The sequence below is a fragment of the Streptomyces sp. S.PNR 29 genome (assembly GCF_030386795.1).
Classification (GTDB): domain Bacteria; phylum Actinomycetota; class Actinomycetes; order Streptomycetales; family Streptomycetaceae; genus Streptomyces.
In genome coordinates this window covers 1-12,145 of sequence record NZ_JANUQM010000012.1, presented here as the reverse complement: position 1 = coordinate 12,145, position 12,145 = coordinate 1, and the positions used below count along the sequence as shown (strand labels likewise).

Annotated in this window: 10 protein-coding genes and 1 pseudogene; 2 read left to right on the top strand and 9 right to left on the bottom strand. The window is 70.7% G+C overall.

Annotated elements, in window-relative coordinates; all coding sequences use genetic code 11:
• Positions 1-120: 120 nt before the first annotated feature.
• Together NW895_RS28700 and NW895_RS28695 are read right to left on the bottom strand one after the other, a co-directional pair.
• Positions 121-516, bottom strand: coding sequence for an STAS domain-containing protein (locus tag NW895_RS28700; protein ID WP_289939161.1), 396 nt, complete (start codon positions 514-516; stop codon positions 121-123).
• A 136-nt stretch (positions 517-652) separates the two neighbouring features.
• Positions 653-1,540, bottom strand: a complete 888-nt coding sequence (locus NW895_RS28695; protein ID WP_289939160.1) for an SDR family oxidoreductase — start codon at positions 1,538-1,540, stop codon at positions 653-655.
• Positions 1,541-1,725: 185 nt separating this feature from the next.
• Between NW895_RS28695 and NW895_RS28690 the strand changes: the two genes are divergently transcribed.
• Positions 1,726-2,097, top strand: coding sequence for a PRC-barrel domain containing protein (locus NW895_RS28690; protein WP_289939159.1), 372 nt, complete (start codon positions 1,726-1,728; stop codon positions 2,095-2,097).
• 27 nt (positions 2,098-2,124) lie between these two features.
• Here the strand turns inward: NW895_RS28690 and NW895_RS28685 are convergent, their stop codons facing one another.
• Both NW895_RS28685 and NW895_RS28680 read right to left on the bottom strand, forming a co-directional pair.
• Positions 2,125-2,559 carry an ATP-binding protein gene (locus NW895_RS28685; protein WP_289939158.1) on the bottom strand — a complete coding sequence of 145 codons (435 nt, stop codon included), beginning with the start codon at positions 2,557-2,559 and terminating at the stop codon, positions 2,125-2,127.
• Between the two features lie 162 nt (positions 2,560-2,721).
• Positions 2,722-4,629: an AMP-dependent synthetase/ligase gene (locus tag NW895_RS28680; RefSeq protein WP_289939157.1), complete on the bottom strand. Its 1,908-nt coding sequence runs from the start codon at positions 4,627-4,629 to the stop codon at positions 2,722-2,724.
• Between the two features lie 154 nt (positions 4,630-4,783).
• On the opposite strand from NW895_RS28680, the gene NW895_RS28675 reads away from it, so the two are divergent.
• Positions 4,784-5,017 (top strand): DUF6480 family protein, encoded by a 234-nt coding sequence (locus tag NW895_RS28675; protein WP_289939156.1) that lies wholly within the window; start codon positions 4,784-4,786, stop codon positions 5,015-5,017.
• A 31-nt stretch (positions 5,018-5,048) separates the two neighbouring features.
• Here NW895_RS28675 and NW895_RS28670 read toward each other — a convergent pair whose 3' ends face one another.
• The 5 genes and pseudogenes from NW895_RS28670 to NW895_RS28650 form a co-directional block, all read right to left on the bottom strand.
• Entirely contained in the window at positions 5,049-6,137 is a 1,089-nt protein-coding gene (locus tag NW895_RS28670; protein WP_289939155.1) for a glutamate--cysteine ligase, read from the bottom strand.
• A 110-nt stretch (positions 6,138-6,247) separates the two neighbouring features.
• Entirely contained in the window at positions 6,248-8,455 is a 2,208-nt protein-coding gene (gene glgB / locus NW895_RS28665; protein WP_289939154.1) for a 1,4-alpha-glucan branching enzyme, read from the bottom strand.
• Positions 8,456-8,458: 3 nt separating this feature from the next.
• Positions 8,459-9,814 carry a maltokinase gene (locus NW895_RS28660; protein WP_289939153.1) on the bottom strand — a complete coding sequence of 452 codons (1,356 nt, stop codon included), beginning with the start codon at positions 9,812-9,814 and terminating at the stop codon, positions 8,459-8,461.
• 28 nt (positions 9,815-9,842) lie between these two features.
• Positions 9,843-11,579 (bottom strand): maltose alpha-D-glucosyltransferase, encoded by a 1,737-nt coding sequence (treS, locus tag NW895_RS28655; protein WP_289939152.1) that lies wholly within the window; start codon positions 11,577-11,579, stop codon positions 9,843-9,845.
• Positions 11,576-12,145: pseudogene (locus NW895_RS28650) on the bottom strand (alpha-1,4-glucan--maltose-1-phosphate maltosyltransferase); the annotation flags it as partial. The pseudogene NW895_RS28650 and the gene treS, both read right to left, overlap by 4 nt.

Genomic DNA, 12,145 nt, shown 5'->3' with positions numbered 1-12,145 from the left:
GCACGGTGAATTGACGCCGCCGTGACGTGCGTCCGAGGAGGGAACCGCCGTTCGGCCCGGGCGGGCACGACGGCCGCCCGGACACGGCGCGGGCGTGCCGCGGCCCGCTCCCCGGACCGGTCAGGCCTCCTGATCCTCCGGCGGCACCTCCGGCTGCCGGTCGACGCGTTCGAGTGCCTCCTCGACGCTCTCGGAGACCGGCACCGTGATGCTGACGCCGGTCAGGTCCAGGATTCGGCGCACTGCCGATGTGGGATGGATCACGTGCACGCTTCCGTCGGTGCGGCGGGTCTCCTGATACACCCGCAGGATGATGTTCATGCCCGACGAGTCCATGAACGGGACGGCCGACAGATCGAGCAGGAAATGCCGTCGGCCGTGGTGGAGTTGGTTGGCCAGATGATGCTGGAACTCGGTCGCGGTGTCGACGTCCAAATACCCTTCGACCGTGACCAGGGCCACGTCCTCCCGGGGCACGTCCACCTCGACGGACAGCGGGTTCTGGGCAAGGGGCACGAATACCTCCCACGAGTGCTGACGGCCACTGCGGTCACCCCTGGGGGCGCCCGCGGTGCATGGCGGTGCCGGTCGTCCACCGCGCCCGGCGGTTACCCCGGAATGCGTCCCTCATGCCCGGCACCGAAGGAGCCGTTCAGGGAAGAGGTGTGCCACCGGTGGCGTTGAGGATCTCCGCCGTGACGAAACTCGCGTGCTGGGAGGCGAGGAACACATAGGCCGGGGCCATCTCGGCCGGCTGGGCGGGCCGCCCGAGCGGCGCCTGCTTGCCGAACGTCTGCGTGTCCGGCAGCGTCGCCGGGATCAGCGGGGTCCACACGGGCCCGGGAGCGACGGCGTTGACCCGGATCCCGTCCTCGGCGACCATCTGCGCCAGCCCCTGCGTGAACGTGACGATGGCGCCCTTGGTGGTGGCGTAGTCCAGCAGGTGCGGGCTCGGCTTGTAGGCCTGCACGGACGTGGTGTTGATGATCGAGCCCCCGGACGGCATGTGCGGCAGGGACATCTTGCACAGCCAGAACATGCCGTACAGGTTGGTGCGCACGACCCGGTCGAACTGCTCGGTGGAGATGGCGCCGATGCCGTCCGGCTGGGACATCTGGTACGCCGCGTTGTTGACCAGCACGTCGATCCGCCCGAAGGCGGAGACCGCACGGTCCACAAGATCCCGGCACTGCTGCTCCTCGCGGATGTCGCAGGCCACGGGCAGCGCCGTACGGCCGGCCTCCTCGACGAGGCGAGCGGTCTCCCGAGCCTCCTTCTCCTCTTCGGGGAGATAGGTGAAGAGCACGTCGGCGCCCTCGCGGGCGAAGGCGATCGCCACGGCGCGGCCGATGCCGGAGTCACCGCCCGTCAGCACGGTCTTGCGGTCCGTCAGCAGTCCGCTGCCCCGGTAGGACTCCTCCCCGTGGTCCGGCGGCGGGTCCATGGGTCCCGTCCAGCCCGGGTGGGGCTGGTCCTGCTGCGGGAAGTCCGGCCGGGGATGCTGCCGGGTGGGGTCCTGCTGCTGGCGGGCGTCGGTCATCGTGCACCTCCGGGGAGAACGCCGGTGATCACCGGGCGGCATCGCAGGCGTCCAAGTGCCCCGGCAGGGGTGATGCACACCTCCGGCACGCATCGAATGGGGGTGCGAGAGAAGGGTATTTGGCTGCTGTGGGGCAACGGCGAGCGGGAACCGCCCGCCGTCCACCGCTCGGGAGGAGGAGCAGCGTGGCCATCGACAGCATCTGGTCGTACACACCGGACAGCGGTCACGTCGAGGGACAGGACCTGACGGGATTCACCGTCGCGGGGACGGACGGCACGATCGGTCACGTCGACCGCGAGGCCGCCCCCCACGGGATGCGGCACCTCGTCGTCGACACCGGCGTCTGGGTGTTCGGCCGGAGCGTGCTGGTGCCGGTGGGGATCGTGACCGGCGTCGATCCGCGGGCCCGCAGGATCACGCTGTCGTGCACCGGGGGAGAGGCCAAGGCCGCCCCGCGCTTCAGGACCGACAGCGAGACCATGGACCGGGAGTACCTGACCTCCGTCGGTGACTACTACCACCGGCTGCCACCGCGGGAGACGACCGCGGTGTGACCCGGTGCCGCCCTGGCGGGCCGGGGATCACCAGGGCAGGAAGACGTGCACGTCCTTGCCGCGCTCGCCCGTCACCACGCTGACCTGGTCGCACAGGGTGTGGATCAGATGCCAGCCGATGCCGCCGCCGCCGCTGCGCGGATCGAAGGGGCGCGGCGCCGGCGGCGTCGTGCTGGTGTCGTGCAGCGTCACGTGCACGCCGTCGAAGGTGCGGCGCATCTTGAGGGCGAAGGGCCCCGGCGCATACTGCACCGCGTTGGCGGCCAGTTCCGTGACCACCAGCAGGATGTCGTCCCAGTACTCGGGGGCGGCCGGCGGGGAGGCCCGGGCGAGCACGTGCAGGAATTCCTCCGCGGCGAGGCGTGCACCTGTCACGTCGTGCGGCTCGCCCGCGAAGCTGCTTGTGCGGCTCGGGATCTCCTCGGAGGCCAGTGTGTCGTCCCCACGCGGCTCGGTTGCCATGTCGCCTTTCCGGCCCGGCGTCAGCAGGGCTGTCGTTCTCGCTCGCTTTCTCTTCTGTCGCCACTGTTGCTAGTTCCCGGGGGCGCGTGGCCTACGCGTACGTCGTGCACGACGGGCCGTACGCGCCCCGCCGGTGCTGGTGAGGGCGGGTGCGCCCCGCTCTCACCGGAGGAATACGTTGTCGGATTCGTCCCAGTTCGACAGTTCGTCCGGCATACGCGGCCGCCGGGACCGCGAGCGCGCCTCGTACATCGCGTCGATCTCGAACGCGTAGTGCCGCGCGATCTCGTCCCGGCGCAGCTTCATCGACGGCGTCAGCAGCCCGTTGGCCACGTCGAACGGTTCGGGCAGGACCCGGAACACCCGGATGGACTCCGAGCGGGACACGGCGCTGTTCGCGGCGGCCACGGCCCGGGCCACCTCCTCCCGCAGGGCGTTCTCCTCGCGCGCCTCCCTCATCGGCGCGTCGCCCTGCAGCGCCAGGCCGGCCCGCCAGTGCGCCAGGAACTCCGGGTCCAGGGTGATCAGGGCGCCCACGCACGGCCGGTTGTCGCCCACGACCACCGCCTGGTGGATGAGCGGGTGCATCCGCAGCCGCTGCTCCAGAACGGCCGGGGCGACGCTCTTGCCGCCGCTGGTGACGATGATGTCCTTCTTGCGGCCGGTGATCGTCAGATAGCCCTCGGAGTCCAGCCGGCCGAGGTCCCCGGTGGCCAGCCAGCCCCCGCGCAGTGCCGCCCGGGTGGCGGCCTCGTCGTTGACGTAGCCCTGGAACACCGACGGCCCGCGCACCAGGATCTCCCCGTCCTCGGCCACCCGGATCTCCGAGCCCGGCAGGGCCTGCCCGACGGTCCCGGACTTCTCCCGGCCCAGCGGCTGCATGGTCACCCCGCCGGCGGTCTCCGTCAGCCCGTAGCCGTCGTGCACGTAGACGCCGATGCCCTCGTAGAAGAGGGACAGTTCACGGCTGAGCGGCGAGCCGCCGGACGTCGCGCGGCACACCCGCCCGCCCAGCGCGGCCCGCAGCCTGCGATACACCGTCCGCTCGTACAGGGCGTGCTGCAGCCGCAGGTCGAAGCCGGGCCCGGGCCCCCTGCCCAGCCGCTGGCGCTCCGCGGCCGCGGCGAAGGCCCGTGCCGTGTCGGCGGCCCGCTCGAACAGCGCGCCGCGGCCGGTCCGCTGGGCCGTGCGCAGGAAGTTCTTGTAGATCTTCTCGAAGAGCGACGGGACGGCGTACAGGTACGTCGGACGGAAGGAGCGCAGAGCCGAGGACAGCGCCTTCTCGCTCACCTCCGGCTCGTGCCCCATCAGCAGGCCGCCCCGCACGCACAGACTCTGGATCATCAGGCCGTACGCATGGGAGAAGGGCAGGAAGGCGAGGACGGATCCCTGCTCTCCCGGGCGGGCCACGGTCCGGCCCCACCCCGCCAGCAGCGTGTCGCAGGGGCTGGCCACGCCGCGGTGGCTCAGGGCGCACCCCAGGGCGTGGCCCGTCGTGCCGGAGGTGTAGGTGATCGCCGCGGTGGAGTCCGGCATCACGATACGGCGCATGGAGTCGACCGTGGCGAGCGGGACGTCGTCACCGCGGGCCACCAGTTGCTCCAGCGCACCCGCGTCCAGCTGCCACACATGGCGCAGCAGCGGCAGCGAGGTGCACACCGAACCGACCGTCATCACACCCTGTTCGTCCTCGACCACCACGGCCACACAGCCGGCGTCCCGGAGGATCCACTCGACCTGGTCCCGCGACGAGGACGGGTAGACGGGGACGATCTCGGCACCCACCGTCCACAGCGCGTAGCTGAGCACCGTCCACTCGTAACGAGTACGCGCCATGATCGCCACGCGGTGTCCCGGCGCGATCCCGGAGGCGATCAACCCCTTGGCCAGATCGACCACTTCGTCGCGGAACTCCACCGCCGTCACTTCCTCCCAGGCCTCGGAGGAGGAGCTCGGGCGACGGGCCAGCATCGGCAGTGCGGGACTGCGTTCCGCCGTCTCGAAGAGACTGTCGGCGAGCCCTCCGGTCATGGGCGAGACGGCCGGGCGAGCGAGGGCCAAGTCGCGCATGCACTGCTCCTGACGTGTACGGGGTGTGACTTCACCGACGAGTACCGTTATCGGCGGTGCTCGAATGTAGCCGAGGTGAAGGCCGACGGGGGCATGGAACGCCAGAAGTGGTCCCGTGCTGATGTTCTCGGCGGGTTCGGGGGACCCGGACGGCATGAGTTACACCAACCCCGACCCCGAACCCGAGCGCACTCCCGGCCTGGAACCCGGCGGCGGTGTGCCTCCGGGGGAAACCCCGCCCGCGGAGAGCAGCCTGCCCGAGGCCGGCCCGCGCGAGACGCACAACCCGCCCAAGGGCTGGGCCAAGGGACCGCTGTCCCTGATCCTCGTCCTCGTCGTGCTGATCGCGGCCTTCTTCCTCGTGTACGCCCTCGTGCTGATCCTGTGAGCCCCGGGCCGCCGGAAGGAAACGAGACGCCTCACGCCTGCGTGTGCCGCACGCACCCGGTGACGACGTCCCGCAGGCTGTCCGTGCGCCGCAGCAGCTCGCGCTGCACCTGGGCGCCGTTGCCGTGCCGCAGCAGATCCGCGCATGCCTCCCGGACCCGGTCGAGGTCACCCGTGTCGGCCAGCGCGTCGGAGACGTGGTCCAGCAGGGCCCGCACGACCGTCTCCGCGGGCATGGGCCGCATGGTCGCCGGATGGAGCAGCTCCTGCGTCAGACCCGACCGGGCCGCCCGCCAGTCGGCCAGCCGGAGCAGACTCACGCTGTGGTCGACCGGTTGCAGGCCCTCCCGCCACTCGCGCGCGGCGGTCCCGACCAGCCCGCGGGCCAGGGCGGCGACGAGTGCGGCGGTGTCCGCGTGCAGGCAGACGTCCGCGACCCGGATCTCCACCGTCGGGTACCGCCGGGACAGACGCGCGTCGAAGTAGACCATCGCGTCGTCGAGAATGGCGCCGGTGGCCAGCATGTCCGTGACCCGCCGGTGATACGCCTCGGCCGAGCCGAAGATCTCGGTCGGGCCGGCCGACGGCCAGCGCTGCCACACCCGGCTGCGATAGCTGTTGTATCCCGAGTCCTTGCCCTGCCAGAACGGCGAGTTCGCGCTCAGCGCGTTCAGCACCGCCAGCCACGGACGGATCCGGTCGACGACCGCGACGCCCTCTTCGTCGGAGTCAACCGAAACGTGGACATGACATCCCAGGACCAGTTGTTCCTGGGTGGCGATGCCGTACTCGTCCGCCATCCACTGGTACCGGTGGTTCATCCCTACGGCCGGGCTGACCGGCAGGGGAGAGGTGGCCAGCGCGGCGACGGCGCAGCCGATCTCCCCGGCGTGCCGGGCCGCCTCCTTGCGGCAGCGCACGATCTCCGCCCTGAGACGCTCCATGTCCGACTGCGGATGAGTGGCGAACTCCAGCATCTGGTCGTGGAGTTCCTTCTCGAAGACGTCCTGCTCGGCAGCGTCCTGCGAGGCACGCGCGAGCACCGCGGCGGACAGCGCCCGCGGTTCGCCGGTCTCGGGGTCCACCAGGAGGAGCTCCTCCTCCACTCCGACGGTGCGCACGTGATGCCGCCCTTCTGTGGCCTACCGCAGCGACGACGAGGTGTGTCCCGGTCGTACGACCCCGACTGCCCCACCGAGGCGGGTCGAACACCTGGTCGCGCCGCGTGGCTTCACAGAGCGAACGGCATCAGCCACACCGTGGCGAGCGGCGGCAACGTGATCCGGACACAGCCGTCCTCCGGTTTCACGGGGCCGGCACTGCTCACGCCGCTGCCGCCGTACCGCAAGGCGTCGGTGTTGAGGACCTCCTGCCAGGCGACGACGTCGTCCGGAACTCCCAGGCGGTAGTCGTGCCGGACGACCGGGGAGAAGTTCGACACCGCCAGCAGCGGGGTGCCGTCCGCGTCGAACCTCAGGAACGCGAAGACGTTGTCGTCGGCGGCGTCCACGGCGACCCACCGGAAGCCGCAGGGGTCGGTGTCGCGCTGCCACAGCGCCGGAGTCGCCCGGTACACCGTGTTGAGGTCGCGGACCAGGTCACGGACACCACGGTGGTCGCCCGCGGAGTGGTAGTCGTCGTCGAGCAGCCACCACTCCGGCCCGTGCTCCACGGACCACTCGGCGCCCTGCGCGAACTCCTGCCCCATGAAGAGCAGCTGCTTGCCGGGGTGGGCCCACATGTAGCCGAGGTAGGCACGGACGGTGGCGCGCCGCTGCCACCAGTCGCCCGGCACCTTCGACACCAGCGCCTGCTTGCCGTGCACCACCTCGTCGTGCGAGATGGGCAGGACGTAGTTCTCGCTGTAGGCGTACACCATCGAGAAGGTCATCTCGTGGTGGTGGTACTTGCGGTGCACCGGCTCGTGCGCGATGTACTCCAGCGAGTCGTGCATCCAGCCCATGTTCCACTTCAGCCCGAAACCGAGGCCGCCACTGTCGGTGGACCGGGTCACCCCGCCCCACGCCGTGGACTCCTCCGCGATGGTGACCACCCCCGGGCAGCGGCGGTACACGGTCGCGTTCATCTCCTGCAGGAACGCCATCGCGGCCAGATCCTCCCGGCCGCCGTGAGCGTTGGGCTCCCACTGGCCGTCCTCGCGCGAGTAGTCCAGGTAGAGCATCGAGGCGACCGCGTCCACGCGCAGCCCGTCGATGTGGAACTCCTCGCACCAGTACACCGCGTTCGCCACGAGGAAGTTGCGCACCTCGGTGCGGGCGAAGTCGAACTCGTACGTCCCCCAGTCCGGGTGCTCCGCACGCCGCGCGTCCCCCGGCTCGTACAGCGGGTCCCCGTCGAACCGGGCCAGCGCCCAGTCGTCCTTCGGGAAGTGCGCCGGCACCCAGTCCACGATCACGCCGAGCCCGGCCCGGTGGCACGCGTCGACGAAGTACCGGAAGTCGTCCGGGGAGCCCAGGCGGGCCGTGGGCGCGTAGAAGCCGGTGACCTGATAGCCCCAGGAGCCGTGGAAGGGGTGCTCGGCGACCGGCATCAGCTCCAGATGGGTGAAGCCGAGGTCCTTGACGTACGCGGGAAGCACCTCCGCGAGCTGCCGGTAGGTGAGGCCCGGCCGCCAGGACGGCAGATGGACCTCGTACACCGAGAAGGGCGCCTCGTGCACCGGGGTGTCCGCGCGGTGCGCCATCCAGTCCTGGTCGCCCCACCGGTGGTGGGACGCCGTCACGATCGACGCCGTGTGAGGCGGTTCCTCCGTGCGGCGTGCCATCGGGTCGGCCTTGAGGAAGCGGTGGCCGTACCGGGAAGTGATCTCGAACTTGTACCGGGTGCCCTCGCCGACGCCCGGCAGGAACAGCTCCCACACTCCGGAAGCGCCCAGCGACCGCATCGGGAACTGCGTCCCGTCCCAGTAGGTGAAGTCGGCGGCGACCCGTACGCCCTGCGCGTTCGGCGCCCAGACCGTGAAGCGCGTGCCGGACACGCCCTGGTGCGTCATCGGCTCCGCGCCGAGCGCCTTCCAGAGCTGCTCGTGCCGGCCCTCCCGGATGAGGTGGAGATCGAACTCGCCGAGGGACGGCAGGAACCGGTACGGGTCGTGTACCTCGTGCTCTCCGTTCTCGTACGACACGAGCAGGGTGTACGCGGGGATCTCGGACAGCGGCAGCACGCCGGTGAAGAGGCCGCCGCCCTCCGAGGTGAGAGGGGTGCGCGCGCCGTCGACGACCACGCTCACGGCACGGGCGAAGGGCCGCAGCGCCCGGAACACGATCCCGCCGGGGACCGGGTGGGCACCGAGCAGTGCGTGCGGATCGTGGTGGGCGCCGGCCAGGAGGCGGTCCCGGTCGGCGGGATCCAGGGGCGGAGCGTTTCCGCACGGCCCGGGGCCGGCCGGTTCGAAGGGGGAGGTGTTGCGCAGAGCCACGGTTCAGTCTCCTCTCACGGCGAGTCGTTCGATCGCCGCCATCGGCACGGGAAGCCAGTCCGGGCGGTGCCGGGCCTCGTACAGCACCTCATACACGGCCCGGTCCGTCTCGTAGGCGCGCAGCAGGCCGTGCTTCTTGCGCGGGTCCCACCCGGCGTGAGCGGCGTAGCCCGCGCAGTAGGCCTCCCGGCAGCGGCGCGCCCACTGGGGGCGCCAGGGGCGGCGCTGCCGGGCCGCGTAGTCGAAGGAGCGCAGCATGCCGGCGATGTCCCGCACGGGGGAGTGGGTGCTCACCCGTTCGCTGAGCGGGCGGGACGGTTCGCCCTCGAAGTCGATGACGAACCACTCGCGGCCGGCGCGCAGTACCTGCCCCAGGTGCAGGTCGCCGTGGATGCGCTGGGCGGGGGGTCCGACGTCGCAGGTGGCGAGCGCGGCGAAGGCGGCCCGCAGGCCGGGGACGAAGGGTCTGAGGGCCGGTACGCAGTGCGCGGCGATGTCGAGGCGCTCGGTCATCGCCGCCGCGGTCCGGCCGTTCTCGCCGGGGGCGCCGGCGGGGAAGGCCTCGGCCAGCGCGAGGTGCACCTCGGCCGTGGCCCGGCCCAGCTCGTGGGCCTGCGGCGTGAAGTCGTCGCCCGCGGCGAGCGCGTGGAGGGCCAGGGTCCAGCCGTCGGAGGCGTTGGGCAGGAAAGGCTGCAGCACACCCAGGGTCGCCTCGAAGGGACGCGTCGTCCGGTACCAGGCCACGGGTGCGGGGACCCGGCGGCAGCCCTGGCGGGCCAGTGCGCCCGGCACCTCCAGGTCGGGGTTGACGCCGGGCTGGATGCGCCGGAAGACCTTCAGGATGTACTCGTCGCCGTACACCAGCGAGGAGTTGGACTGTTCGGCGTCCAGCAGACGCGGCACGAGGCCCGCGGGCACCGGCAGCGAAGGGTCGCATTCGAAGCGCAGCGGGCCGGCCGTGCCGGGGCGCCGCAGCCGATCGAGGAGTCGCTGGGCCGACCGGGGGTCGTGGAGCGCGTCGTAGACCGTGAGGCCGGCCAGCGGACCGTCCTCCACCCGGCCGATCAGGGCCCGGCCGAGCCGCGGCGACGGGTGCTTGCGTACGCCGAGCAGCAGCTGGTAGCAGTCGCCGGCCGAGGGAGCACCACCGGGCAGGGGGCCGTGTCCGGTGTGGACCAGCAGATGCTGACAGCCCGGGAACAGCTCGGTCATCGACAGCAGACTGAGGTCGGTGACGGGCCGGTCCTTGCCCGCGAACCAGCGCTGCCGCGGCAGCCACTCACGCAGCAGCCCGCCGAGCGACTCCAGGGGCTCGGAGAGATGGGCGGTTCTCGGGCGCAGGAATGCGGTCTTCGTCATGGTGACGCCTCCTCTCGTCGGCGTACGCTCACAGTCGCCGGCCGATGCGGGATGCGACTCGGGTGAGCCGGAACCAGTAGAAGCCGTGGCCCCCGAGGGTGAGCAGGTACGGCAGTTCACCGATGGCCGGGAAGCGGACCCCGCCGAACAGTTCGACCGGGTGGCGTCCGCTGAACGCGCGCAGGTCGAGCTCGGTCGGCTGCGCGAACCGCGCGAAGTTGTTGACGCACAGCACCACGTCGTCCCCGCCTTCCTCGGTGGCGGGCGCCTCGCGCAGGAAGGCCAGCACCGCCGGGTTGGAGGACTGCAGTTCGGTGTAGGAGCCGAGACCGAAGGCCGGGTTCTGCTTGCGGATCTCGATCATCCGGCGGGTCCAGTGCAGCAGCGAGGAGGGTGAGGCCATGGAGGCCTCGACGTTGGTGACCTGGTAGCCGTAGACCGGGTCCATGATCGTGGGCAGGCACAGCCGTCCGGGGTCGCAGGAGGAGAACCCGGCGTTGCGGTCCGGGGTCCACTGCATGGGCGTGCGGACGGCGTCGCGGTCGCCGAGCCAGATGTTGTCGCCCATGCCGATCTCGTCGCCGTAGTAGATGATCGGGCTGCCGGGGAGGGACAGCAGCAGGGCCGTGAACAGTTCGATGCAGTGGCGGTCGTTGTCGAGGAGCGGTGCGAGCCGGCGGCGGATGCCGATGTTGGCGCGCATGCGGGGGTCCTTGGCGTACTCGGCCCACATGTAGTCGCGCTCTTCGTCGGTGACCATCTCCAGGGTCAGCTCGTCGTGGTTGCGCAGGAAGATGCCCCACTGGCAGCCCGACGGGATGGCGGGCGTCTTGGCGAGGATCTCGGAGACCGGGTAGCGCGACTCCCTGCGCACCGCCATGAAGATCCTCGGCATCACGGGGAAGTGGAACGCCATATGGCACTCGTCGCCGCCGCTCGGGTAGTCGCCGAAGTAGTCGACGACGTCCTCCGGCCACTGGTTGGCCTCCGCCAGCAGCACGGTGTCCGGATACAGCAGGTCGATCTCGCGGCGGACGCGCTTGAGGAACTGGTGCGTGGCGGGCAGGTTCTCGCAGTTGGTGCCCTCCTCCGCGTAGAGATAGGGCACGGCGTCCAGCCGGTAGCCGTCGATGCCCAGGTCCAGCCAGAAACGGAGGGCGGCCAGGATCTCCTCCTGGACGGCCGGGTTCTCGTAGTTGAGGTCCGGCTGGTGGGAGAAGAAGCGGTGCCAGTAGTACTGACCCCGGACCGGGTCGTAGGTCCAGTTGGACGCCTCGGTGTCCACGAAGATGATCCGGGCGTCCTGGTACTGCTTGTCGTCGTCCGCCCACACGTAGTAGTCGCCGTAGGGCCCGTCGGGGTCCTTGCGGGATTCCTGGAACCACGGGTGCTGGTCGCTGGTGTGGTTCATGACGAAGTCGATGATGACCCGCATGCCGCGCTGGTGGGCGGCGTCGACGAACTCCACGAAGTCGGCGAGGTCGCCGAACTCCGGCAGGACGGCGGTGTAGTCGGAGACGTCGTAGCCGCCGTCCCTGAGCGGTGACTTGAAGAAGGGCGGCAGCCACAGGCAGTCCACGCCGAGCCACTGCAGGTAGTCGAGCTTGGCGGTCAGTCCCTTCAGGTCGCCTACGCCGTCACCGTTGCTGTCCTGGAAGGAGCGGACGAGGACCTCGTAGAAGACGGCGCGCTTGAACCACTCCGGGTCCCGGTCCTTGACGGGCGTGTCCCCGAAGGTGTCCGGTACGGGCTCGTTCACGGTCATGACGTTCCTGGCCCTCCGTTCTGCGGGGCGGCGGACGATCGCTGGACATGGAAGACGTGCGCGGGGGCCCGCCCGGGCTCCAGTCGCACGTAGTTGGTCCTGCCCCAGTCGTAGGTCTCGCCCGTCAGTTCGTCGTGGACCGGCGTGAACTCGTGCCAGTCGAGGCCGAGTTGCGGCATGTCCAGCGAGATCGTGGCCTCCTGGGTGTGGTGGGGGTCGAGGTTGGCGACCACCAGCACGACGTCGGATCCCGTGCGCTTGCTGTAGGCGATGAGCGCGTCGTTGTCGGTTTCGTGGAAGCGGAGGTTCCTGAGCCGGTGCAGAGCGGGGTGGGCACGCCGGATGGTGTTGAGCCTGGTGAGCAGGGGGCTGATGGTGCGGCCCTCGCGTTCGGCGGCCTCCCAGTCACGGGGGCGGAGCTGGTACTTCTCGCTGTCGAGGTACTCCTCGCTGCCCTCCCGCAGCGGGATCCTCTCGCACAGTTCGTAGCCGCTGTAGATGCCCCAGGTGGGCGAGAGGGTGGCGGCGAGGACGGCGCGGACCTCGAAGGCGGGGCGGCCGCCGTG

Coding starts and splice junctions, on each gene's coding strand:
- treS (WP_289939152.1), bottom strand. CDS start 11,579: ATGACCGTGAACGAGCCCGTACCGGACACCTTCGGGGACACGCCCGTC.
- NW895_RS28675 (WP_289939156.1), top strand. CDS start 4,784: ATGAGTTACACCAACCCCGACCCCGAACCCGAGCGCACTCCCGGCCTG.
- NW895_RS28695 (WP_289939160.1), bottom strand. CDS start 1,540: ATGACCGACGCCCGCCAGCAGCAGGACCCCACCCGGCAGCATCCCCGG.
- NW895_RS28685 (WP_289939158.1), bottom strand. CDS start 2,559: ATGGCAACCGAGCCGCGTGGGGACGACACACTGGCCTCCGAGGAGATC.
- NW895_RS28680 (WP_289939157.1), bottom strand. CDS start 4,629: ATGCGCGACTTGGCCCTCGCTCGCCCGGCCGTCTCGCCCATGACCGGA.
- NW895_RS28660 (WP_289939153.1), bottom strand. CDS start 9,814: ATGACGAAGACCGCATTCCTGCGCCCGAGAACCGCCCATCTCTCCGAG.